The organism is Citrobacter sp. UYEF32 (genome assembly GCF_040546205.1).
Taxonomy (GTDB): domain Bacteria; phylum Pseudomonadota; class Gammaproteobacteria; order Enterobacterales; family Enterobacteriaceae; genus Phytobacter; species Phytobacter diazotrophicus.
In genome coordinates, this window is the sequence record NZ_JBEPNI010000003.1 from 246,099 (window position 1) to 268,742 (window position 22,644).

The 22,644-nt window shown below is 52.5% G+C and carries 20 protein-coding genes; 7 read left to right on the forward strand and 13 right to left on the reverse strand.

Annotated features, from left to right (window positions below; genetic code table 11):
• Positions 1-131 precede the first annotated feature (131 nt).
• Positions 132-1,691, reverse strand: a complete 1,560-nt coding sequence (gene pdeB / locus ABIB59_RS09440) for a cyclic di-3',5'-guanosine monophosphate phosphodiesterase PdeB (RefSeq protein ID WP_071195823.1) — start codon at positions 1,689-1,691, stop codon at positions 132-134.
• A 99-nt stretch (positions 1,692-1,790) separates the two neighbouring features.
• Between pdeB and ABIB59_RS09445 the strand changes: the two genes are divergently transcribed.
• Positions 1,791-2,507 (forward strand): GntR family transcriptional regulator, encoded by a 717-nt coding sequence (locus tag ABIB59_RS09445; protein ID WP_041852476.1) that lies wholly within the window; start codon positions 1,791-1,793, stop codon positions 2,505-2,507.
• A gap of 1 nt (position 2,508) precedes the next feature.
• On the opposite strand, the gene ABIB59_RS09450 is transcribed toward ABIB59_RS09445, so the two are convergent.
• The gene (locus ABIB59_RS09450; protein WP_354035141.1) at positions 2,509-3,708 is read right to left on the reverse strand and encodes an enolase C-terminal domain-like protein; all 1,200 of its coding nucleotides are present in this window, start codon (positions 3,706-3,708) and stop codon (positions 2,509-2,511) included.
• A 277-nt stretch (positions 3,709-3,985) separates the two neighbouring features.
• Between ABIB59_RS09450 and ABIB59_RS09455 the strand changes: the two genes are divergently transcribed.
• Complete coding sequence (locus ABIB59_RS09455; protein ID WP_041852474.1) at positions 3,986-5,353, forward strand: PTS transporter subunit EIIC; 1,368 nt, start codon at positions 3,986-3,988, stop codon at positions 5,351-5,353.
• 1 nt (position 5,354) lies between these two features.
• On the opposite strand, the gene ABIB59_RS09460 is transcribed toward ABIB59_RS09455, so the two are convergent.
• From ABIB59_RS09460 to ABIB59_RS09475, 4 genes are read right to left on the reverse strand one after another with little or no spacing between them, the layout of a single operon-like run.
• Positions 5,355-6,014, reverse strand: coding sequence for a methionine ABC transporter permease (locus ABIB59_RS09460; RefSeq protein WP_162303311.1), 660 nt, complete (start codon positions 6,012-6,014; stop codon positions 5,355-5,357).
• Entirely contained in the window at positions 6,011-6,802 is a 792-nt protein-coding gene (locus ABIB59_RS09465; protein WP_169039822.1) for a methionine ABC transporter ATP-binding protein, read from the reverse strand. The genes ABIB59_RS09460 and ABIB59_RS09465 overlap by 4 nt, the downstream gene beginning before the upstream one ends.
• Entirely contained in the window at positions 6,799-7,605 is an 807-nt protein-coding gene (locus ABIB59_RS09470) for a MetQ/NlpA family ABC transporter substrate-binding protein (protein ID WP_041852472.1), read from the reverse strand. The genes ABIB59_RS09465 and ABIB59_RS09470 overlap by 4 nt, the downstream gene beginning before the upstream one ends.
• Before the next feature lie 25 nt (positions 7,606-7,630).
• Complete coding sequence (locus tag ABIB59_RS09475) at positions 7,631-8,659, reverse strand: isopenicillin N synthase family dioxygenase (protein ID WP_071195819.1); 1,029 nt, start codon at positions 8,657-8,659, stop codon at positions 7,631-7,633.
• 265 nt (positions 8,660-8,924) lie between these two features.
• Between ABIB59_RS09475 and ABIB59_RS09480 the strand changes: the two genes are divergently transcribed.
• Complete coding sequence (locus ABIB59_RS09480) at positions 8,925-9,185, forward strand: type B 50S ribosomal protein L31 (RefSeq protein ID WP_041852470.1); 261 nt, start codon at positions 8,925-8,927, stop codon at positions 9,183-9,185.
• 3 nt (positions 9,186-9,188) lie between these two features.
• Positions 9,189-9,329 (forward strand): type B 50S ribosomal protein L36, encoded by a 141-nt coding sequence (gene ykgO / locus ABIB59_RS09485; RefSeq protein WP_006818844.1) that lies wholly within the window; start codon positions 9,189-9,191, stop codon positions 9,327-9,329.
• Here ykgO and ABIB59_RS09490 read toward each other — a convergent pair.
• Positions 9,326-10,027, reverse strand: a complete 702-nt coding sequence (locus ABIB59_RS09490) for a GNAT family N-acetyltransferase (protein WP_041852469.1) — start codon at positions 10,025-10,027, stop codon at positions 9,326-9,328. The genes ykgO and ABIB59_RS09490 overlap by 4 nt on opposite strands.
• Before the next feature lie 99 nt (positions 10,028-10,126).
• On the opposite strand from ABIB59_RS09490, the gene pdxR reads away from it, so the two are divergent.
• Positions 10,127-11,572, forward strand: a complete 1,446-nt coding sequence (pdxR, locus tag ABIB59_RS09495; protein ID WP_354035145.1) for a MocR-like pyridoxine biosynthesis transcription factor PdxR — start codon at positions 10,127-10,129, stop codon at positions 11,570-11,572.
• Here the strand turns inward: pdxR and ABIB59_RS09500 are convergent.
• The 6 genes from ABIB59_RS09500 to acrA form a co-directional block, all read right to left on the reverse strand.
• The gene (locus ABIB59_RS09500; protein WP_041852467.1) at positions 11,550-12,017 is read right to left on the reverse strand and encodes a YlaC family protein; all 468 of its coding nucleotides are present in this window, start codon (positions 12,015-12,017) and stop codon (positions 11,550-11,552) included. The genes pdxR and ABIB59_RS09500 overlap by 23 nt on opposite strands.
• A 99-nt stretch (positions 12,018-12,116) precedes the next feature.
• On the reverse strand, positions 12,117-12,683 hold the full coding sequence (gene maa, locus ABIB59_RS09505) for a maltose O-acetyltransferase (protein WP_041852466.1): 567 nt from the start codon (positions 12,681-12,683) through the stop codon (positions 12,117-12,119).
• Positions 12,684-12,751: 68 nt separating this feature from the next.
• Positions 12,752-12,970, reverse strand: coding sequence for a hemolysin expression-modulating protein Hha (hha, locus tag ABIB59_RS09510; protein WP_041852465.1), 219 nt, complete (start codon positions 12,968-12,970; stop codon positions 12,752-12,754).
• A 26-nt stretch (positions 12,971-12,996) separates the two neighbouring features.
• On the reverse strand, positions 12,997-13,371 hold the full coding sequence (gene tomB / locus ABIB59_RS09515) for an Hha toxicity modulator TomB (protein WP_041852464.1): 375 nt from the start codon (positions 13,369-13,371) through the stop codon (positions 12,997-12,999).
• A 520-nt stretch (positions 13,372-13,891) separates the two neighbouring features.
• Positions 13,892-17,041 carry a multidrug efflux RND transporter permease subunit AcrB gene (acrB, locus tag ABIB59_RS09520; protein ID WP_354035148.1) on the reverse strand — a complete coding sequence of 1,050 codons (3,150 nt, stop codon included), beginning with the start codon at positions 17,039-17,041 and terminating at the stop codon, positions 13,892-13,894.
• Between the two features lie 22 nt (positions 17,042-17,063).
• Positions 17,064-18,260: a multidrug efflux RND transporter periplasmic adaptor subunit AcrA gene (acrA, locus tag ABIB59_RS09525; protein ID WP_041852462.1), complete on the reverse strand. Its 1,197-nt coding sequence runs from the start codon at positions 18,258-18,260 to the stop codon at positions 17,064-17,066.
• Positions 18,261-18,401: 141 nt separating this feature from the next.
• Here acrA and acrR point away from each other — a divergent pair, with 141 nt between their 5' ends.
• Complete coding sequence (gene acrR / locus ABIB59_RS09530; RefSeq protein ID WP_354035150.1) at positions 18,402-19,055, forward strand: multidrug efflux transporter transcriptional repressor AcrR; 654 nt, start codon at positions 18,402-18,404, stop codon at positions 19,053-19,055.
• 125 nt (positions 19,056-19,180) lie between these two features.
• Positions 19,181-22,534, forward strand: a complete 3,354-nt coding sequence (mscK, locus tag ABIB59_RS09535) for a mechanosensitive channel MscK (protein WP_079497642.1) — start codon at positions 19,181-19,183, stop codon at positions 22,532-22,534.
• The last annotated feature ends 110 nt before the right edge of the window (positions 22,535-22,644 follow it).

Here is a 22,644-nt window from a genome sequence, read left to right on the forward strand (position 1 = left end):
GATGCTCTTTTCACGCTGCGGATGCGCACCACCGGACTGTATTTCAGCCAGTGGCGCACATCATGCAGCGGTGAGAATGGCTTTTTCATTGCGCGATCTCCACGAGTAAACCCGTTTCACAGGTCACAAACTCAGGAGATATTCCGGTTGCTTTCTGCCCAGCACAGAAACGCGTCTTTCGGCAGCGCTTTGCTGTATAGCCAGCCCTGGCCGTACTGCACGCCATGTTCGCTAAGCCATTTGAGCTGGCCTTCGGTCTCGATACCTTCGGCCACCATCGCCAGCTTTAGCGCTTTGGCCATTTCGATGATATGGGTGGTCATGTTTTTGTATTCCAGCGCATCCACAAAGGATTTGTCGATTTTGATAATGTCGACATCCAGATTTTGCAGATAACTGAGGCTGGAGTAACCCGTACCAAAATCGTCAATATAGATGGCATGTCCGGCCGCACGTAATGCTGTGATGGTGGGCATGCAGGTTGTGGGATCGGCAAAACCATGTTCGGTCACTTCCAGCGCGATTTGTGACGGCGAAATTTGCCAGTCATTAACCCGTTGCTGTAACTGTGCCGGAAGCGTCAGGGTTAAGAGATCGGAGGGCTCAAGGTTAATGGAGACATGCAGATCCGGGTTCTTCTGTAGCCAGGGTCCCATGTCCTCAAACACTTTTTCGATAATCACTTTTGTCAGTTGCGGCATCAGCCCCGTTTGCTCAGCCAGCGGAATAAAGGTGTCCGGCGCGAGGTAACTGCCATCCGACTGTCGCCAGCGGGCCAGCGCTTCCGCACCGACAATCTTCCCGTCTGCCAGCGTCACAATTGGCTGGTAGAACATCTCAATTTCCCGTGCGCGAATGGCATCCTGCATACGGTGTTGCGGTGATTGCAGGCGACGCAGCATGCGCAATAAAAAGAAGGCCAGCACCAGGCTCAGCAGCAGGCCAACAGGCACCCAAATTACCAATAACCGATGCCAGCTCTCCTTAAGCGGCGTCAGCGATGCCCAGGTGATGATGGTCACCCCCAGTTCGGGCACCTGTAACGTATTCCACGCTTCGCCGCCGATAAGCCTTTGAGTAGGGGTAGTGAGGTCAATCTGCTTTAGCATCTCCGGATCCAGCGTACGGTTGCTGGCAATCACCCGTCCGCTGTTCGTCCCGACCAGCGCAATATTGATAGGCCACGGGCCATACGAGAGCACATCAATAAAAGAGAGTGGATCGGTAATAACAATATAGCGACGAGTGCCAAGGCCGACCATTGCACGTGTCAGGCCCAAATCGTTATGGCTGGTCAGCCAGGCGCGAAAACCATCTTTAGTTACCCTTTGCGGCGCAGGAAAGGGAGCGCTGCTGCTGTTTCTCTCCAGTGAAGAACAAAGCGGGATCGTTCCTTCGAGGTAAATGACCTCCTGGACATAACGGAATGTATAAGAGATACGTCGCATGGCCAGCAGGTGATCCTGACTACACGAAATACCATCGTAAGTTTCCAGTTGACGCAAGGCCGTTTTCCCCTGGCTCACCACGCGGTCAGCACGCATTTTTACTAATGCGGAGAAAGTATTGAGTTCGTTCATAAACGACTCTTCAGCCTGGCGATGCGCCAGCCAGACGCTTAAAGCCACCGGCAAGAGAACGGCGAACAGCAGTACGCCTGTAATAAGGCTAACTAATCGTCGGTTTGTCATGACCAAAAATCCCTGTTTGATACTGAGAAACAAGCGTATTTGAGACCAGCAAGTGTTATAACACGCGTCAATGAGTGATTTCTTTCAGGAATTGCAGGGATGAAGAAAAAAGAATTTGTGACGCAGGATCTCTTAAGTAAAATTTATCAAAATAACGACGCCGGCCCACGCAAACTCCCCCCTGAAAGGCAGCTAGCCGAAGAGTATGGCGTCTCCCGTTTTACCATCCGCCAGGCGGTCGAAAAGCTGGCAAGTATTGGCGTCGTGCGGATCGTACAAGGTTCCGGGATCTGGATTAACGAGCAGGCGCGCAACAACCCGCTGGTCTATAACTCCATCACTGAAAAGCGTTTCGATCAGATCCGTTTTCGGCTGATTAGCCTGCACAAGAAACGTCCCGATCGCGATGAACAGCAGATCTTTGGGCTGACGGATGACAGCTTTATCTGGCAATTTTGTCGGCTGCGCTTTGTGGATGAAGAGGCCGTACAAATTGAAATCTCCCGTATGCCTGCTGCTGATTTTGCCGATCTGAATCAACAGATCATTGAGAGTTCACTGCAACAGTATGTCTTAGGCAAGGGGTATCAAATCTCACATATGCTGACGACCTACCGGGCGGTTAATGTGAGTCGTGAACAGGCGGCGCTGCTGGGTTGCAAGAAAGGCAGCCCGGCGATGCACATCAGTAATCGCGGGATTCTGGACGGCGGCAGGGTGTATGAAATTAGCGATATTATCGACATCAACTACACCTGCACCTATGTGATCCCGCATAACCGGGCGAACCTTGCCTTCCGTAAAGGCGACACCTGATTTAGGGCGTGTGGATTGCGCCATCCGGCAGGCGACTTTGCGTCCATTCATGCGGGCGGTACACCACCGGGTAACGCAGACCTTCCTCTTCATTAAAGGTCACGCCAATACCCGGCGTTTGCGGCGCATAGACAAAACCGTCTTTCACCACCGGAGCGCCGGGGAAGACGTTGTCGGTTTGTACGGAGCGTGGAATGTACTCCTGTATGGCCGCGTTATGCAGATGAATATTGAGGTGCGTATTCACCGCGACGCCAATGGGTGACATATCGCCCGGACCATGCCAGGCGAGGCGTACGCCAAAGGCCTGACACAGTATGGCCAGTTTTAACGCCGGGGTGATGCCGCCGATTTGCGAAATATGGCAGCGAATAAAATCTATACGCCGGTTCACTATCACATCGTGCCACTCGGCCGGATTATTAAAGAGCTCCCCCATCGCCAGCGGCACACAGCTATGCTGGCGTACCTGTTCAAGCCAGGCGCTCTGCTGCGGCGGTAAAATATCTTCAATGAAATAGGGCTGATACGGCTCAAGCTGCTTTGCCAGTTGTATCGCCTGCTGGGGGAAAAGACGTTCGTGCACATCATGCAGAATGTGCAGGCTAAAACCGTATTTTTCCCGCAGCGCCTTGAACATGGCGACGGTGTTGTCCATATATTCTTGCTGATCGAACCAGGCGCCGGGCGTTGGGTTTTCCGGCGTATGTAACTGCGCTGGCGTGCCGCCGTAGAAACCCAACTGGCAGCGAATATGGCGATAACCCTGTTCGCGCAGGCGGTCTACGCTGGCAAAGAGTTCCTCCAGTGTTTCACCGCTGGCATGGCTGTAAGCGGCGATGGCATCCCGGGATTGCCCGCCAAGCAGTTGATAAAGCGGCATACCGGCTAGCTGGCCTTTGATATCCCATAGCGCCATATCGACGCCAGAAATCGCGTTATTCATCACCGGACCGTTTCGCCAGTAGGCATTGACGTTCATCATTTGCCAGAGGTCTTCAATGTGGTTGGCGTCACGGCCGATCAGAAGAGGCTTTAGATACTCATCGACCATGGTTTTGACCGCCAGCGGACGTTGCTGAAAGGTGGCGCAGCCGTGGCCTGTGATGCCTTTATCGGTCATTACCCGCACGGTAATCAGATTATGTCTGTCGGGGCGAGTGATAAAACATTCGATATTGTTAATTACGGTTGGCGTCACTGGGAAACTCCTTTACAACGACGTGATATGCCGGAATGGGTATTATCATCTCCTTAATTTTGCGCTGAGGTAAACCGTTTTTTTGATAAATTTTTTGGTCAGTTATTCCTTTTAAATTTAATTGAAAACCGTACCAATTTTGATTTTTATGTCTTTTTAAGTGTTATGTGGTGGCAATTTGTGATGCTCATCATGTTTTATTGGTTTGTTTAGTTTTCTCTCTTTCTCTACCCTTGGATACAGATATTAAAACGACAATATTCCTGCAGGAGCATTTATGGGGACGCAAGAAGCCATCAACAATATTATCCGTCTGGTCGGTGGGCAGGATAATATCAACAATGTATGGCACTGCATGACACGCTTACGCTTTGATCTGGTTGATGATAATAAAGTTGATCAAGGCGCCATCAAGGCATTGCCGGGGGTTCTGGGTGCACAACTGCAAAGCGACCAGTTCCAGATTGTTATCGGGCCGAAGGTCAATAGCTGGTATGAGCAAATGCTGACGGTGCTGGGAAAAGCCCCGCAAGGCGAGACGCATATCAAAGGGCGTAAAAGCTTGGTCTCGATGTTTATGGATACGGTATCCGGCGTTTTTGGCCCTATCGTGCCTGCGATTGCCGGTGCGGGGATGATTAAAGGCCTGCTGGCCGGGCTGATAGCCCTGAAAGTGGTGTCGGCGAAAAGCGACACCGTGGTGGTGATTGATTTGATCGCCAGCGGTGTCTTTTATTTCCTGCCGTTTTTCCTGGCGGTCTCGGCGGCAAAAATTTTCAAGACCAATGAGTACCTGGCAGCGGCAGTCGCAGCCTGTCTAATGTATCCGTCGCTGATCGATGCCGCAAAAGCCCTGGCGGCGCATCAGGAAGGGGCGGTGAGTGCCTTCTGGCTACTCAACGCGCTACCGGTTTCAGTGTTTAACTACGCCTCAAGCGTAATTCCGGTCATTTTCTCTATTCTGGCACTGAGCTATATCCACCGCTGGGTGGACAGGATAATGCCGGACGTATTAAAAACGGTCTTCACGCCTACGCTGACTTTGTTCCTGGGGGCGCTGGCGGCGCTGGTGATTATCGGGCCGATTGGGATCTGGTTGGGGAAAGCGCTGGCTTTCTTTATTCAGGGACTTTTCGGTATTTCAGCCAGTTTTGCCGGGCTGGTCGTGGGGGCCATTCGCCCGGTAGCCATTCTCACCGGCATGCATCACGCCATGACGCCCATCGCCTTGCAAAATTTTAGTGAGCATGGCTATGACATGCTGATGCCGATGATGTTTATGGCGAATATGGCGATTGCCGGTTCGACGTTCGCCATCTGGCGAATAAGTAAAAACCGTCAGGAGAGAACGGTGACCCTGTCGGCGGCGATCTCCGCGCTGTTGGGGATTACGGAACCCGCACTCTTTGGTGTCCTGACGCGTTACAAAAAGGCGTTTATTGCCGCCACGGTGGCCAGTTCCCTGGCCTCTGCGTTTATCGCCTTCTTTGGCGTGCGGTTGTATGGCTATATTTTATCGAGCATTTTTAGCCTGCCGGCGTATATCGGCCCGTACTTCGTCTTTGCGCTCTCCGGGGTGGCGATGGCGCTGGTGCTCTCCTTCCTGCTGACCACTGTACTGGTCGGCAACGACGCGGTGGAATAACTTACCGTCGGTGCGCCAGACGGCGCACCAGGCGATCGCCTGCCATCTGCACCCCCTGTACCATTGCCAGTAAAATCACCACGGTACCCACCATCACCTGATCGTTAAAGCGCTGATAGCCATAACGAATAGCGAGATCGCCCAGTCCACCGCCGCCAATAACGCCCGCCATAGATGAGAAGCCAATCAGCATCACAACGGTGAGCGTAATGCCCGCGAGCAGCGTTGGCAGCGCTTCAGGCAACAGGGCTTTCGCAATCACATGCCAGACGTTACCCCCCATCGACAAAATGGCTTCGATGCGTCCGTAATCCACCTCATCCAGCGCGCTTTCCGTCAGCCGTGCAAAGAAGGGAAACGCGCCAATGGTGATAGGCACTATCGCGGCGGTGCTGCCAAGAGTGGTACCGATCAGCAGGCGCGTGAAGGGGATAAGCGCTATCAACAACACGATAAATGGCAGCGAACGCCCGAAATTGACGACGGCCCCCAGCAGCGCATTGACACGTGGTAAGGGGAACAGGCCATCACGGCGCGAAAGAAACAGAATAACGCCCAGCGGCAGGCCGATCAGCACGGTAAACAGCGACGCCAAAGCAACCATGTATAACGTCTCCAGCGTGCCGTTGAGCAGCAGCGGCCAGAGGTCTTCCCAACTCATGCTACCCCGCATAAAGGCCTCCCGTTAAAACCGTGGCGGGCAAGGAAATCCTGCTCAGCCTGTGGATCGTGCAATAGCGCATGGCGCAGTTTGGACCAGGGCGCAACCAGCAGATCGGCGATTTTGCCGCTCTCCCGTACTTCGCCGTTTTCCAGCAATGCCGCGTGATCGCACAGAGTTTTTACGACATCCAGTTCATGGGTGATCAGCACGATGGTCAAATTCAGCTTCTGGTTGATGTCTGCCAGCAGCGCCAGGACAGACGCGGTGGTTTCCGGATCCAGCGCGCTGGTGGCTTCATCGCACAACAGCACATCCGGCCTTGCCGCCAGCGCCCGGGCGATACCGACACGCTGCTTTTGCCCACCGGAAAGTTGCGAAGGAAAAGCATCGGCTTTATCGCTCAGGCCCACCAGATGCAGTAGCTCTTCCACACGTGCATGGCGCAGCGGTTTCGGCACGCCAGCGATTTCCAGCGGAACGGCGACGTTATCCGCCACCGTACGCGCGTGTAGCAAATTGAAATGCTGGAAAATCATCCCGGTGCGCAGCCGATGCTCGCGCAAACCGGCTTTATCCAACTGCGTAATGTCGCTGCCGTTGATGATGATGCGGCCCGAAGTGGGCCGCTCCAGCAGATTCAGGCAACGGATTAAGGTGCTTTTCCCCGCGCCGCTGCGGCCCAGGATGCCGTAAATCGCCCCTCTGGGGACATGCAGCGACACGTTGTTCAGCGCCGGTCGGCCTGTTCCGGCATAGGTTTTACTCAGCCCTTCAATATCAATCATGACTGCGGGGCAACCGGGATCACCGAGCCGTTGTAGGTTTTACGAATGAACTCTGCCACTTGAGGAGAGGTGAGATCTTTGGCCAGTTCTTTGATGCGTGGGTCGTTTGCCAGCGACGGGTTGGTTACCAGAATATTGGCATACGGGTTATGCTCCGCACTCTCCAGTCCCAGCGCATCTTTGGCGGGCGATAAACCTGCTTCCAGCGCGTAGTTGCCGTTGATCACCGCCAGGGCGACATCATCCAGCGAGCGCGGGATCTGTGGGGATTCCACTTCGAGGATCTTTAAGTGTTTCGGGTTCTCAACGATATCTTTTGGTGTGGCCAGCGTGCTTGCCGGATCGGTAAATTTCGCATCCAGTTTGATTAACCCCTGGCTTTGCAGCAGGAACAGTGCACGGCTCAGGTTAGTGACATTGTTCGGGACCGCGACGGTGGCGCCATCCGGTACCGATTTAAAATCTTTGTATTTGTGCGAATAGATGCCCAGTGGTTCGATATGTACCGTGGCGGCGACGGCAAAGGTTTTACCCAGCGCTTTTTCCTGGCTTTTCAGGTAAGGCACATGCTGGAAATAGTTGGCATCCACATCACCACTCGCCAGCAATTCATTGGCATTTGCGCCACTGGTCAGTTCAACGATTTTGATATCCAGTTTCGGATCCAGTTTTTTGACATAGTTCAGGATCTCCGCGTGTGGAACCGGGTCCGCTGCGATACGCAGTGCTTCTGCCTGTGCAGTACCCCATGCCAGAGAAAGAGACAACGCTACCCCTGCCAGTTTAAAAGCGGCATATTTCATGGTGTTTTTCCTGTGTTGTTATGGTTTATACGATCAATTGTTCACTGCGCTCACGCAGTACATCGCGGTAATAACGTTCGGCGACATCCGGGTGCGAACGTAAACGCCCTTTCAGGTAGTTCCAGCCGACATCGCGTAAAAGTGGGTTTTGTGGATCGCTTTCCGGCCCTTGCGCCTCACGCGCCAGCGCTTCCGGCAGGGCGTAAACGGGAACCACGGCGTCCAGTTGTGCGCCAAGGAAAAAGGCAATCGACAGGCGATCTTGTCCGGCGGGCGGCGATACCACACGGTGGACCGTGGCGCGTAAATAGCCATTGGTCGCCAGCTCCAGCAGCTCACCGATATTGACCACAAAACTACCCGGCAGCGGTACGGCATCGATCCAGTGATCGGGGGAGACTTCGACCTGCAATCCTTTTTGCTCGTCCTGGAGCAGGAAACTCAGAAACCCGGAATCTTTGTGTGCGCCGACACCCTGATTACTCTGGGTGTTATCCTGACCGGGATAGCGAATCAGCTTGATATGTTCATTGGGTTTGTCGCCATACAGTGCGTCGAAGGCATTAGCAGGCAGGCGTAGCGCTTCGGCAAAGGCACGCAGCAGCACAATGGCCATCTCGGTCATCGACTTTTGCCAGTCGAGCAGCGTGGTTTTCAGCTCTGGTTGCTCCGCTGGCCACAGGTTCGGCCCCTGCAAGCGCCGCCAGCGCGGGTCGCTGTCGCTCAACAGCAGTTCCGGGCGTTCCGCGCCGATATCGAACTGTTCTCGCCAGTCTGGTTTACCACGGGTGATTTCCGATGCCGCGCGGTTGTAGCCGCGAAAATGGGGGGAGTGAATCATCGCCACCTGCTGTTTTTGCTCATCGCTGAGGGCAAAAAAGCGGCGGGCTTCGTGTTGAACGGCGCGCTGCAGCTCGTCATTCACACCGTGATTAATAAGATAAAAAAAGCCGATGTCGCGTGCGCTGGTGCGCAGCTGATCGAGAAAGGCATCACGTTCAGCGGGGTTGAAGTAACGGGCCAGATCGAGGATGGGTAATGTTGTCGCGTTCATTGTGTTCTCCGAATAGTCGTTCGCAGGTGATCATTTTTAGAGTCCGGGGTTGGGCACAACAGCAGCGCATCATGATGCTTTCCTCACAAGTGATTTAGATTCAGCTTGCCTTAAGGCAAAAAAATCAACCAATAACATTCTTTTCTAATTTATGACCGTGCAGGGTTCGTTGCTTTTGCGAAAAATGCATTTAGCGCAGGAGTTGCTTAGGGAAAAGAATTTCGCTAGACTTTTGTTATGTTATAACAATACATGTGAGAGCAAAATGAAACCTGATATCCATCCGCACTACCGCACGGTGGTGTTTCATGACACCAGCGCGAACGAATATTTTAAAGTCGGTTCAACGATCAAAACCGATCGCGAGATTGAACTGGAAGGGGTGACATACCCTTACGTGACTATTGACGTCTCTTCTGTTTCCCATCCGTATTACACCGGTAAACAGAAAGTGGTGGGTAATGAGGGAAGCGCGGCGCGTTTCCAGCAGCGCTATGGGCGTTTTATTGGCACAAAAAGAGGCTAACGCATGCAGGTACTGAACTCGTTACGCAGTGCGAAACAACGCCACCCTGACTGCCAGATAGTCAAGCGCAAGGGGCGTTTGTATGTGATTTGCAAATCCAATCCGCGTTTTAAAGCTGTGCAGGGAAGAAAGAAAAAGCGTTAATCGCGCAGGCTCTCAAGGGATTGCAACTGTTTGCCGTCGGCAGTGAAATTTCCGGCGGCAAGCCACTGTCGAAACGCCTTATCCAGGCGTGGCCATTCGCTATCAATAACAGAAAACCAGTCGGTATCCCGATTGTGTCCTTTCTGAACCAGCGCCTGGCGAAATCGCCCTTCATACTGAAAGCCCAACCGAAGTGCGGCACGACGGGACGGTTCGTTCAGGCTATTACATTTCCATTCGTAGCGGCGATACCCCAGCGTCTCCAGGGCATATCGCATCAGTAGCCACTGCGCTTCCGTAGAGGCGCGGGTGCGCATAAGCAGAGGAGAGAAATGCACACTGCCCACCTCAATAACGCCATTGGCGGCGTCAATACGCATGAGCGAAAGTGTACCGACAGGCGACTGCGTGCGGTTATCGATAACCGTGAAATGAATAGGGTCCTTTAATTCACAGACGCTTGTTACCCATGCGGTGAAGGCGTCGGGATCGGTTTCCGGTTCACGCAGCAGCCAGGTCCAGCTTCGGTCATCTCCGGCCAGACGATGGGCGGCAAACAGTGCCGGCGCGTGTTCGACTCTCAGCGGCTCCAGGCGGCAGTACTGGCCTTCAAGCGTCACGCGTTCAGGAAAAGGGCGGGGCTGCCAGTCGGGAAGGGCATCGCCCACGGGTTGTCCGTATTGATTCAGTTGGCTCATAGTGGCTCCTCTTTGCGATTCACCTAGCGTAGAATTTCACTGGTTCCATAAGAAGTGCCATCAAACTATATTTTCATGGGTCCACTAAGGAGCGGCGCGATGAATATTCCCGATGACGCTTTACAGGCACTGCTGCGCCCGGCGCTGGCTGAACGTGCCGGATTAACGCGGCAGCGGGCGCTATATATGGCACTGCGGGATGCTATCCGTGGTGGAACGTTAAAAGCGCATTCGCTGCTACCGGGCTCACGCGTGCTGGCAAAAACACTCGCCGTTTCCCGAAATACGGTAAACGCCGCGCTCGAACAACTCGCTATCGAGGGCTTCGTTCAGCGTGAACGGCAGGGAACACGGGTATTGATGTTGGCCAGTGCGCCTGTTGTACGTAACACGCCTGTGATATCCCTCGCACAACGGGTCCGGACCCTGCCGCAAGGGGTGAGGCGAAATTCCCCCGCACTTGCTTTCTCCCCCGGTCTACCGGCGGTGAACTATTTCCCCACGGCAATCTGGCGAAGGCTGAGTGAGCGCGTCTGGCGTGACGAGGGCAGTGCGCTGCTGGGTTATGGCGAGTCTGGCGGAGAGCGGCGACTGCGCGCGGCTATCGCCCGACATCTCGCGCTGGCCAGAGGCATTCATTGTGACGTCGAGCAGATTGTAATTACCGAAGGCGCCCAGGATGCGCTGATGTTATGTGTTCATCTTCTCTGCGATCCGGGAAACAGTGCCTGGGTAGAAGAGCCGGGCTATAACGGTGCAAAAAGCGCTTTTCTGGCAGCCGGGTTGCAAGTGAAAGGGATCCCGGTGGATGAAGAAGGAATGACGCTGGTGGAGACGATAACGCCGCCGCGCATTATCTATACTTCGCCGTCACATCAATATCCGCTGGGCTATGTGATGAGTGCTGCCCGTCGTTTGCAGTTGCTGGAGGCGGCCGCGCGGACCGGAAGTTGGATCATCGAAGATGATTATGACAGTGAGTTTCGCTATCACGGCGATCCGGTACCTGCCATGCTGGGAATGATCCCCAATCCACCGGTGGTCTATCTGGGAACATTCAGCAAGACGCTGTTTCCATCGTTACGTATTGGTTTTATGGTGATGCCGCCTGCGTTGGCGAACGCGGCGGCACCGGTTATCAATAGTCTGTTGCGCGGTGGGCATCGTAGCGAGCAACTGGCTCTGGCGCATTTTATTGAGGATGGTCACTACGCGCGCCATCTGGCGGCGATGCGCCGATTGTACCGTAAACGACAGGCACAACTGCGTGAGGCATTACAGAACGGTCTTGATCTGGAACATCGGGTGTTGGGAGGCGAGGGCGGGCTCCATTTGACGCTTTCAGTACCGGGAATGAATGACCTGAATGTTGTGCGTGAGGCGCGCGGGTTTGGTCTTGCGCCTCATGCATTAAGCCGTTTTTATTTACAGCCATCACCAGCATCAAATGGGCTGGTTCTCGGCTACGGTAATACCTCTGCCAGCCTGTTTCCCGGCGGTGTTCGTACGCTGGCGCGGCTGATTACGCAGTCTCGGGGCGGGTAAGGGTAAATACGTCGTAGAAAGAGAGTTCCCCCTTGCGGGATAACATCTGCTGGAGCTGTGTTTTACGCGTAGTATCGACCGCAGGCGAAGTAAGGATGGCGCTGATAAGCTCTTGCGGCACATAACGCGTGTTGTACCATTCGCCGTTATAACAGACGCGAAAATCGAGCACATCGATATCTTCGTAGCGATAGCGCGGATAGACATCAAAGAAAAAGAAGCCATTCAATAAGACGAATAGCACCACCAGCAGCCACACGGAGTCCACCAGTGTTTCTGATTGCAACATAACGGCAAGCGTGGCCAGCCAGGCTATATACATGCCGACAAACAGGCCCGGATGTTTGCGAATAAAGCTGATGCTAAAGCGCGGACGGTTGTCTCGCTTTTCGCGCTGGTTAATGTCGTCGATTGTTTCGCTGAGCAGCCGCTGGATCTCTGTCATCTCACGCCTTCGTCTTTGGGGATATACCGATTAGAGCGTATTTTAGGTTGCCATTTTGTGTGAAAAAAGTAACAGTTTATCGACAAAAAAAGATAACAGTTAAATTGCTTCACCCGGAATGGCTTTAATAACTCGGGCGGGGTTGCCACCGACCACCACATTCGGCGGAACGTCTTTTACCACCACCGCACCGGAGGCGATAACCGCATTATCGCCAATGGTCACGCCTGGATTGATTACCGCACGTCCACCAATCCAGACGTTATTGCCAATGCGAACCGGTTTGCCGTATTCGAGACCGCTGTTGCGCGCATTGGCCTCCAGCGGATGTGTTGCCGTATAGATATGTACACCTGGCGCTAACATACAATTGTCGCCAATATGGATGGGGCAGACATCCAACATGACACAATCAAAATTGGCGTAAAAATCCTTACCCAGGAAAATATTGTAGCCATAATCACAGCGAAAGTTTGGTTCGATATAAACACCTGAACTTTGGCCGAGTAATGCAGCAAGAATCGCACTGCGTTCCGCTTTTTCGTCAGGGGCCGAATGGTTATAACGATGAAGCAGCGCTCTGGCATGCATGCGGTCAGCTCGCAGCGTATCGTCCGCAGGTCGATACGGTAAGCCGGAAATCATTTTAACTTTTTCTTCGCTCATGAAGATAACGTGCGCCTGCTAATGCCGCTGGATAAAAAATTAAAACCGTAAATAAACGTCGGGAAGACTTAGCGTACGAATTTCCACACAGAAGGAGGAATTTTGTCATACAGTTTATTCATGGTTAGCTCAGCCAGACGATGATCGGCTGCTGAATAAAACACCGTCAGTTCATGGTCAGGCAGTTCGTATTTATTTTTTTCAATAACGCGTTCGAGCGTGTCAATTGTCTGACAACGTCGTAATCGCATCAAATAATCAATTTTGGTTAATGGCTTATCAGACATGATTTTACCTTTACTGGTTGAAATATTTAACAGGAGTGACTAACAGGGTTAGCCTTGCTCACATTGACGAAACAGCGGAACAATCGGTTTCCCGATTTACGCCATTTCTGCAAGTCTTGTGTGTTGATACCGTAGCTACTGAACAGCATAAACGTATCATCAAGGTATTCGTCTATCTGCTCAATCAGTTTATTATCTTCATTATACTTAATTTTATAATTAAGTGCGAAGGTTGCTATATGTTCAATCAACTCATTTAACTGCAAATTGATTGCCGAAGTAGGATCGTTAACCCATCCATGATGGCTTTCTTCAAGATTCAGGAGACAATCATGGTACAACGTTTCGCAGAGAAATTTAAGCTGCGCGATATCATGCCTTTTTGGCGAGTATTCGTCCATAACACATCCCCTTCTGAGTCGCTTTTTTTACTCACTGAACACTGCTCCGGGGTGGAAACGTCTGTTCTGACCAGCAGCATATGCTGCTTTTCCTCATTGATTTAACTATAAGCCAGTCTTAAAAAGATTTCATTGCGCTATTACGAAAAATTACAATTATCGCGTTTTGCTCTCCGAAAATGGAGGGATCGCGCAGTTTATTATCATGTTTTATGTGAGAATTTCCGACATCGAAATCAAAACTTTCCTTACTCTTCATTAGGTTAGTCAATGGTGCTGGATATTTAAGGTTATTTAAATATTCCAGAATCACTAATTACCAGGAATATTCTTACTTAAACTGATTGTACCAGATAATTAAGAATTTTACCTAAGGATATAAGGTGTTCTCCTAATGGAGTATTAATTCTGTACGCTATTACGACTGCACAAAATAAACGAAGAGACAATACGTACTTTTAATGATCAGAACAGCGAATAAGAAAAAGGCCGCTTTCGCGGCCTTTTTCATTCATGACTATCAGTGTTGCTCAACCTTATGGCTGTGCTCAACATCGTCACTTCTGCGGCTAAAGCGGCGGCGCACCACCACAAAGAACACAGGAACGAAGAATATTGCCAGTACCGTCGCGGTAATCATACCGCCCATTACACCGGTACCTACGGCGTTCTGCGCACCGGAGCCTGCACCCGTACTGATAACCAGCGGTAGAACCCCAAGGATAAACGCCAGCGAGGTCATCAGGATTGGACGCAGACGCATACGTACCGCTTCCAGGGTTGCTTCAATAAGCCCTTTGCCCTCTTTATCCATCAGATCTTTGGCGAATTCGACGATAAGTATCGCGTTCTTCGCCGACAAGCCAATGGTTGTCAGCAGGCCCACCTGGAAGTAAACGTCGTTAGTCAGACCGCGTAAGGTCGCGGCCAGCAGCGCACCAACAACCCCGAGCGGAACTACCAGCATAACGGAGAACGGAATTGACCAGCTCTCGTACAGGGCCGCCAGACACAGGAACACCACGATCAAGGAAATGGCGTACAGCGCAGGCGCCTGGTTACCTGACAAGCGTTCCTGATAAGACATACCTGTCCAGTCATAGCCAATACCCGTCGGCAGTTTACCGGCCAGTTGTTCCATCATCGCCATTGCTTCACCGGTACTTTTACCCGGAGCAGCCTGGCCGAGGATTTCCATGGATGGCAAACCGTTATAGCGTTCCAGACGCGGAGAGCCGTACTCCCAGTGCGACGTCGCAAAGGCAGAGAAAGGCACCATCGAGCCGCTTGTCCCACGGACATACCAGTTACCGATATCGCTCGGCAGCATACGGTATTTCGCGTCAGACATAACGTACACTTTCTTCACGCGACCACGGTCGATGAAGTCGTTGACGTAGCTGCCGCCCCATGCCGCGCCAAGCGTGGTATTGATGTCACTTAAGGAGACACCCAACGCCTGTGCTTTTTCCTGGTCGATATTGATTTTGAACTGCGGCGTATCTTCCAGGCCGTTCGGACGCACACCCACCAGCAGATCCGGATGCTGTGCAATCTCGCCGAACAACTGGTTACGCGCCTGCATCAGCTTGTCATGCCCCAGGTTCGCCTGGTCAATCAGCTGGAAGTCAAAGCCGGTCGCCGTACCCAGTTCAACGATCGCTGGCAGGTTAAAGGCGAAGACCATCGCATCTTTAATTTGCGAGAAGTGCGCACTTGCACGACCTGCAATCGCCGGTACTTTGTTCTTCTCACCCGGACGTTCATCCCAGTTTTTCAGCGACACGAACGCCAGACCGGTGTTCTGACCACGCCCGGAGAAGCCGAAGCCGTTAACGGTAAACACAGAGTTCACGTTATCTTTTTCGTTTTCCAGGTAGTATTTCGACACTTCATCCAGCACTTTCTGCGTACGCTCTTGCGTCGCGCCCGCCGGAAGCTGCGCCATAGTCAGGAACACACCCTGGTCTTCATCTGGCAGGAACGAACTTGGCAGACGAACGAACAGGATGGCCATGCCAACCACGATAAGAACATAGAGCAGCAGGTAACGCCCCGTACTGCGCAGAATGTTACCTACGCTGTCGGTATAGTGGTGCGTGCTCTTATCAAATACGCGGTTAAACCAGCCAAAGAAACCTTTCTTGCCTTCACCGTGATCGCCTTTGGCAATCGGTTTTAGCATGGTCGCACAGAGCGCTGGCGTCAGGATTAACGCTACCAGCACAGAGAGCGCCATTGCTGAAACAATGGTGATAGAGAACTGACGGTAAATCGCACCGGTAGAACCACCGAAGAAGGCCATCGGGATAAATACCGCCGACAGAACCATCGCGATACCGACCAGCGCGCCCTGAATCTGGCCCATGGACTTACGCGTGGCTTCTTTTGGCGGCAAGCCCTCTTCGGACATGACACGCTCAACGTTCTCTACGACGACGATGGCGTCATCCACCAGCAAGCCTATCGCCAGCACCATACCAAACATGGTGAGGGTGTTTATCGAGTAACCAAATGCTGACAGTATGGCGAAGGTACCCAAGAGGACGACTGGCACCGCGATAGTTGGAATCAGCGTTGCGCGGAAGTTCTGCAGGAACAGGTACATAACCAGGAATACCAGTACGATCGCTTCAACCAGCGTTTTCACCACTTCGTTAATCGAGATCTTAACGAATGGGGTGGTATCGTACGGATAAACCACTTTCAGCCCGTGCGGGAAGAACGGCTCCAGTTTGGCGATAGTGGCGCGCACCGCGTTTGCGGTATCCAGCGCGTTCGCGCCGGTTGCCAGCTTAATACCAAGACCGGATGCGGGTTGACCGTTATAGCGGGCGATAACGTCGTAGTTTTCGCCGCCCAGCTCAATTCTTGCCACGTCACGCAGACGAACCTGCGAACCATCCTGGTTAACTTTCAGCAGGATCTTACCGAACTCTTCCGTGGAGGTCAGACGTGTTTGCGCGATGATAGAGGCGTTCAACTGCTGGCCTTTCACAGGCGGCGTCCCACCTAACTGACCTGCTGCGACCTGGGCGTTCTGCGCTTTAATAGCCGTAATGACATCAACAGGAGTCAACTGGAAGTTATTCAGTTTGTTCGGGTCCATCCAGATACGCATTGCATATTGCGCACCGAACAGTTGTACGTCACCCACACCTTTGGTACGGCTGACCGGGTCTTTCACGGTGGCGCCCACGTAGTCGGCAATATCTTCCTGCGTCATGGAACCATCGGTACTGATCATACCGAGAACCATCAGGAAGCTACTGGACGACTTCTCAACGCTCACACCCTGCTGCTGAACTTCCTGCGGCAGTAATGGCATTGCCAGTTGCAGTTTGTTCTGCACCTGTACCTGGGCGATATCCGCGTCGGTACCAGAGTCAAAGGTGATGGTGATCTGTACCGTACCAGAGGAGTCACTGGTGGAGGACATATACAGCAGGCCATCGATACCGTTCATGTTCTGTTCGATAACCTGCGTAACGGTATCCTGCACCGTTTTTGCATCAGCACCTGGGTAGGACGCACTGATCTGAATTGCCGGTGGCGCAATCGTTGGATATTGCGCGACAGGCAGCTTCAGGATCGCCAGTCCCCCCGCAAGCATGATGATTATGGCGATCACCCAGGCAAATATGGGGCGATCAATAAAGAAATTTGGCATGTCTTAACGGCTCCTGTTTAAGTTAAGACTTAGACGGCTGTGACTGCGCGCCGGCCTGGGCTTGCTCTTTATTCTCAGCGGTCACTTCCTGTGCTTTTACCTGCGCACCGGGTCTTACTTTTTGAAGGCCTGTCACAATCACGCGATCGCCTGCTTTCAGGCCATCTGTCACCAGCCATTTATCGCCAATGGCCTGAGTCGCGGTGAGTTTACGGATTTCGACTTTATCGCCTTCACCTACGACCATCGCGGTAGCATCACCACGCGGAGTACGGGTCACACCCTGCTGTGGAACCAGCAGTGCATTAGGATTAGTGCCTTCTTCGAGTTTCGCGCGTACGAACAGACCTGGCAGCAGCGTCATATCCGGGTTCGGGAAAATGGCGCGCAGGGTAATAGAACCGGTGGTTTGATCAACAGTGACGTCAGAAAACTCCAGTGTACCGCTCTGCGGGTATTTCGTGCCGTCGTTGGTCACCAGCTCGACTTTCGCTTTACCGTTTTCCTGTTTCAGCGTGCCGTTCGCCAGTTCCTGTTTCAGCCGCAGGTAGTCATTGCTCGACTGTGTAACATCAACGTAGATCGGGTCGAGTTGCTGAACGGTTGCCAGCGCGGTTGTCTGCCCGGTCTGCACCAGCGCACCTTCGGTCACGGACGATTTACCAATACGGCCGCTGATAGGAGAGGTGACTTTGGTGTAAGCAAGGTTGATACGCGCGGTTTCAACCGCGGCTTTTGCCGCAACGACAGCCGCATCGGCCTGCTGTGCGTCAGCCTGAGCGGTATCATAATCTTGTTGGCTTATGTACTTGGTACCCAACAATTTCTGATAACGGGCAGCGGTCATGCGTGCGATATTTGCCGCAGCCTGCGCTTTTGCCAGATCGCCTTTCGCGCTTTCATAAGAAGCCTGATAAGTGGCCGGATCAATCTGATAAAGCGAGACACCCGCTTCTACATCACTACCTTCTGTGAAGTTGCGTTTTAAAATAATGCCACTGACCTGAGGACGGACTTCCGCAACGCGAAACGCGCTGGTTCTACCTGGAAGTTCGGTTGTGATCTGCAGAGGTTCTGTTTTTAGCGTGACGACGCCGACTTCTGGCGCCTGACCCGCAGCACCCTGCTGAGCGGGTTTTTCATCACATCCTGTAAGCGCTAAGCTGCCTGAAAGCATCAGAACGACCGCCAGAGGCGTTAACCCTCTGTTTTTGTTCATATGTAAACCTCGAGTGTCCGATTTCAAATTGATCAATGGATCAAATGTCCCAAACCCATTGCTGCGTTTATATTATCGTCATGCTATGGTACAAACATTCATAAATGTATGTAAATCTGACTCCTGTCAATTCACCAACATATGGCACGAAAAACCAAACAGCAGGCACAAGAGACACGCCAGCACATCCTTGATGTGGCCTTGCGTTTGTTCTCCCGGCAGGGCGTATCAGCGACCTCACTGGCAGATATTGCACAGGCAGCGGGGGTAACCCGTGGTGCGATTTACTGGCACTTCAAAAATAAGTCGGATTTATTCAGTGAAATCTGGGCGCTGTCAGAATCCAGCATCAGCGATATCGAAACTGAGTATCGGGCAAAATTCCCTGACGATCCACTGTCAGTTTTAAGGGAAATTTTGGTCTATATCCTTGAAGCAACCGTAGTCGAAGAGCGTCGCCGACTCATGATGGAAATCATTTTTCACAAGTGTGAGTTTGTTGGCGAAATGACGGTCTTGCAAGAGGCGCAGCGTAATTTGTGCCTGGAGAGTTACGACCGCATCGAGCATACACTTAATGAGTGCATTAAAGCCAAATTGCTTCCTGAGAGCTTACTCACCCGCCGGACGGCAGTACTGATGCGTGCCTATATTTCCGGTGTGATGGAGAATTGGCTTTTCTCGCCCCAATCTTTTGATTTAAAGAAAGAAGCCCGAGACTATGTCGCGATATTACTGGAGATGTGCCAGTTTTGTCCAACGCTGCATAATAAAGCGTCAGGCCTTTCAGCCTGAGTCAGAATGAGCGGAAAAAGCGACTGCTAACATTACGTTACTAGGTTGTAACTTCACGGCGTGATATTCTTCGCGCGTGGCTAGCTTCGGCCATCTTTCCTGTTCACAGATTAATCACGCAAATGATGCTGCAATCCACACGCTCAAAAAGTGCGCTCCCGGTTTTGGCTGCCGCGCTGTTTTTTGTCCTTGCCTTTATTACAGGCAGTGCCTTCGCGGCCCCGACAAACAACGACTTACCCGCTCGCTCCGATGTCCAGAGTCAGCTCGACGCTCTGAATAAGCAAAAAGATCCCACCGCTACGGATAAACTGGTTATTCAGGATTTAACGGAAACCCTGGATGTTCTGGACAAAATAGAACGGGTTAAGCAGGAAACTGTTCTCTTAAAACAGAAAATCACCCAGGCGCCGGACAAACTGCGTCAGGCGACTGATGCCCTCAATGCGCTCAGTGATAAAGATAACGACGATGAAACACGCAAAACGCTGGCAACGCTTTCTCTGCGCCAGCTTGAGTCGCGCGTGGCACAGTTACTGGATGACTTACAAACGGCTCAGAACGATTTATCGAATTATAACAGCCAGTTAGTCTCGTTACAGACGCAGCCGGAGCGTGTGCAAAGTTCCATGTACACCGCTTCGCAACAGTTACAGCAAATCCGCAATCGTCTTAATGGCACGGCGGCAGGTGAGGGGGCTCTGCGTCCGACGCAGCAGACACTTTTACTTGCTCAACAGGCATTGCTGAATGCGCAAATCGAACAGTTGCGTAAGAGTCTCGAAGGTAATACTACCTTGCAGGACACGCTGCAGAAACAGCGTGATTACACTACTGCGAACAGCAATCGCCTTGAACATCAACTGCAACTGTTGCAGGAAGCCGTCAATAACAAGCGGCTGACGCTGACAGAAAAAACCGCTCAGGAAGCCGTAACGCCGGATGAAACCGCGCGTATCCAGGCGATGCCGTTAGTGAAGCAGGAACTGGACGTTAACCACCAGCTTAGCCAGAAGCTTATTACCGCGACAGAAAACGGTAACTCGCTGGTGCAGCAAAACATCAAAGTAAAAAACTGGCTTGACCGCGCGCTGCAATCTGAGCGCAACGTGAAAGAGCAGATTTCAGTACTTAAAGGCAGCTTGCTGCTGTCGCGTATCCTTTATCAGCAACAACAAACGCTCCCTTCCGCTGATGAGCTTGAAGATATGACCAACCGCATTGCGGACCTGCGTCTGGAGCAGTTTGAAGTCAACCAACAGCGCGATGCCCTTTTCCAGAGCGATGCATTCGTGGCAAAACTGGAAGAGGGGCATTCGAGTGAGGTCAACGACGAAGTGCATGACGCGCTGTTACAAGTCGTGGATATGCGTCGTGAACTGCTCGATCAACTGAATAAGCAGCTTGGTAATCAGCTGATGATGGCGATTAACCTGCAGGTTAATCAGCAGCAACTGATGAGCGTGTCGAAAAGCCTTCAGGAGATCCTGACGCAGCAAATTTTCTGGGTAAACAGCAACAAGCCAATGGACGGGGACTGGGTTAAATCTTTCCCACAGGCGCTGAAAGACCAGATAAGCAAAATGAAAATCACCGGTAACTGGGAAAAAGCCTGGCCGGCGGTGGCCATTGCTTTCCTCACAGGCCTACCCCTGTTACTGATCGCTGGCTTAATTCGCTGGCGTCTTGGCTGGTTGCGCAGCTATCAGGCGCGTCTTGCGACCCAGGTAGGCCAGTTACGCAATGACAGTCAGTTACATACGCCGAAAGCGATTCTTATCGATCTCATTCGCGCGCTGCCAGTCTGCCTGATCATTCTGGCTATCGGCCTCATTTTACTGACGATGCAGCTTAATATCAGTGAATTGCTGTGGGCGTTCAGTAAAAAACTGACCGTATTCTGGCTGGTATTTGGCCTGTGCTGGAAGGTGCTGGAAAAAGACGGCGTGGCAGTCAACCACTTCAACATGCCGGAACAACTGACCAGCCACTGGCGTCGGCAGATTGTGCGCATCAGCCTTGCGCTGCTGCCACTCCATTTTTGGTCCGTGGTCTCTGAGCTTTCGCCGCTGCACTTGATGGATGATGTGCTTGGACAAACAGTGATCCTGCTTAACTTGCTGGTCATCACCGGGCTGGTATGGCCGATGTTCCGGGAAAGCTGGCGGGATAAAGAGTCTCATAGCATTCGTCTTATCACCATCACCGTTCTGGCGATTGTTCCGATAGCATTGATGGTGCTGACGGCAACTGGCTATTTCTATACAACGCTGCGCCTGTCCGGACGCTGGATTGAAACTGTCTATCTGGTCATCCTCTGGAACCTGCTTTACCAGACTGTGTTGCGTGGCCTGAGCGTTGCTGCGCGTCGTATTGCTTACCGTCGTGCGCTGGCCCGCCGCCAGAACCTGATAAAAGAAGGGGCCGAAGGCGCTGAGCCGCAGGAAGAGCCGGGTATAGCCCTGGAGCAGGTCAACCAGCAGACATTACGTATTACCATGTTGCTGATGATCGCCCTCTTTGGCGTCGTGTTCTGGGCGATTTGGTCGGATTTGATCACCGTTTTCGCTTACCTGGACAGCGTTGTCCTGTGGCACTACAACGGCACGGAAGCAGGCGTCGCCGCCGTAAAAAGCGTGACTATGGGGAGCATGCTGTTTGCCTTGATTGCCACGGTGGTGGCCTGGGCGCTAATTCGTAACTTACCGGGTTTGCTGGAAGTTATCGTTCTTTCGCGGTTGAACATGCGCCAGGGGGCGTCCTACGCCATTACCACCATTCTGAACTATGTCATCATTGCCGTTGGTGCGATGACGGTGTTCGGGTCGTTGGGTGTCTCATGGGACAAACTACAATGGCTGGCGGCAGCTCTCTCGGTTGGTCTGGGTTTTGGTTTACAAGAGATTTTCGGTAACTTTGTCTCCGGCCTGATTATCCTGTTCGAACGTCCGGTGCGTATTGGCGATACCGTCACCATCGGCACTTTCTCCGGGTCGGTAAGTAAGATCCGTATTCGTGCCACCACGATCACCGATTTTGACCGCAAAGAGGTCATTATTCCCAACAAGGCGTTTGTGACCGAACGTCTGATCAACTGGTCGCTGTCAGACACCATTACCCGCGTGGTCATCCGTCTGGGCGTGGCGTACGGCTCCGATCTGGATAAGGTGAAAGAGGTATTGTTAAAAGCGGCGATGGAGCATCCGAAGGTGATGCACGATCCGGAGCCGTCGGTGTTCTTTACCACCTTTGGCGCGAGTACGCTGGATCATGAACTGCGTCTGTATGTACGTGAACTGCGCGATCGTAGCTATACGGTGGATGAGCTAAACCGCACGATCGACAGACTGTGTCGTGAAAATAACATCAATATCGCCTTTAACCAGTTGGAAGTGCATTTACGCAATGCGAGCGGTGACGAGCATACGGAAGTGAAGCGCGAGCTGAAAGGCGACGATCCGACGCCTGCGCAGAGTTGATTCAGATATCTCTCTTGTCGTAGCCCCGGTAAGCGCTGGCGCCACCGGGGATTATTCCCGGATGGCGGCGTGACCGCCTGTTCCGGGCTACGGTTTTCTCCCTCTCCTCG

Coding starts and splice junctions, on each gene's coding strand:
- ABIB59_RS09460 (WP_162303311.1), bottom strand. CDS start 6,014: ATGAGTTGGGAAGACCTCTGGCCGCTGCTGCTCAACGGCACGCTGGAG.
- acrR (WP_354035150.1), top strand. CDS start 18,402: ATGGCACGAAAAACCAAACAGCAGGCACAAGAGACACGCCAGCACATC.
- maa (WP_041852466.1), bottom strand. CDS start 12,683: ATGAGCGAAGAAAAAGTTAAAATGATTTCCGGCTTACCGTATCGACCT.
- ABIB59_RS09465 (WP_169039822.1), bottom strand. CDS start 6,802: ATGATTGATATTGAAGGGCTGAGTAAAACCTATGCCGGAACAGGCCGA.
- acrA (WP_041852462.1), bottom strand. CDS start 18,260: ATGAACAAAAACAGAGGGTTAACGCCTCTGGCGGTCGTTCTGATGCTT.
- tomB (WP_041852464.1), bottom strand. CDS start 13,371: ATGGACGAATACTCGCCAAAAAGGCATGATATCGCGCAGCTTAAATTT.
- hha (WP_041852465.1), bottom strand. CDS start 12,970: ATGTCTGATAAGCCATTAACCAAAATTGATTATTTGATGCGATTACGA.
- ABIB59_RS09490 (WP_041852469.1), bottom strand. CDS start 10,027: ATGAGCCAACTGAATCAATACGGACAACCCGTGGGCGATGCCCTTCCC.
- acrB (WP_354035148.1), bottom strand. CDS start 17,041: ATGCCAAATTTCTTTATTGATCGCCCCATATTTGCCTGGGTGATCGCC.
- pdxR (WP_354035145.1), top strand. CDS start 10,127: ATGAATATTCCCGATGACGCTTTACAGGCACTGCTGCGCCCGGCGCTG.
- ykgO (WP_006818844.1), top strand. CDS start 9,189: ATGCAGGTACTGAACTCGTTACGCAGTGCGAAACAACGCCACCCTGAC.
- pdeB (WP_071195823.1), bottom strand. CDS start 1,691: ATGACAAACCGACGATTAGTTAGCCTTATTACAGGCGTACTGCTGTTC.
- ABIB59_RS09445 (WP_041852476.1), top strand. CDS start 1,791: ATGAAGAAAAAAGAATTTGTGACGCAGGATCTCTTAAGTAAAATTTAT.
- ABIB59_RS09500 (WP_041852467.1), bottom strand. CDS start 12,017: ATGACAGAGATCCAGCGGCTGCTCAGCGAAACAATCGACGACATTAAC.
- ABIB59_RS09455 (WP_041852474.1), top strand. CDS start 3,986: ATGGGGACGCAAGAAGCCATCAACAATATTATCCGTCTGGTCGGTGGG.
- ABIB59_RS09470 (WP_041852472.1), bottom strand. CDS start 7,605: ATGAAATATGCCGCTTTTAAACTGGCAGGGGTAGCGTTGTCTCTTTCT.
- ABIB59_RS09475 (WP_071195819.1), bottom strand. CDS start 8,659: ATGAACGCGACAACATTACCCATCCTCGATCTGGCCCGTTACTTCAAC.
- mscK (WP_079497642.1), top strand. CDS start 19,181: ATGCTGCAATCCACACGCTCAAAAAGTGCGCTCCCGGTTTTGGCTGCC.
- ABIB59_RS09480 (WP_041852470.1), top strand. CDS start 8,925: ATGAAACCTGATATCCATCCGCACTACCGCACGGTGGTGTTTCATGAC.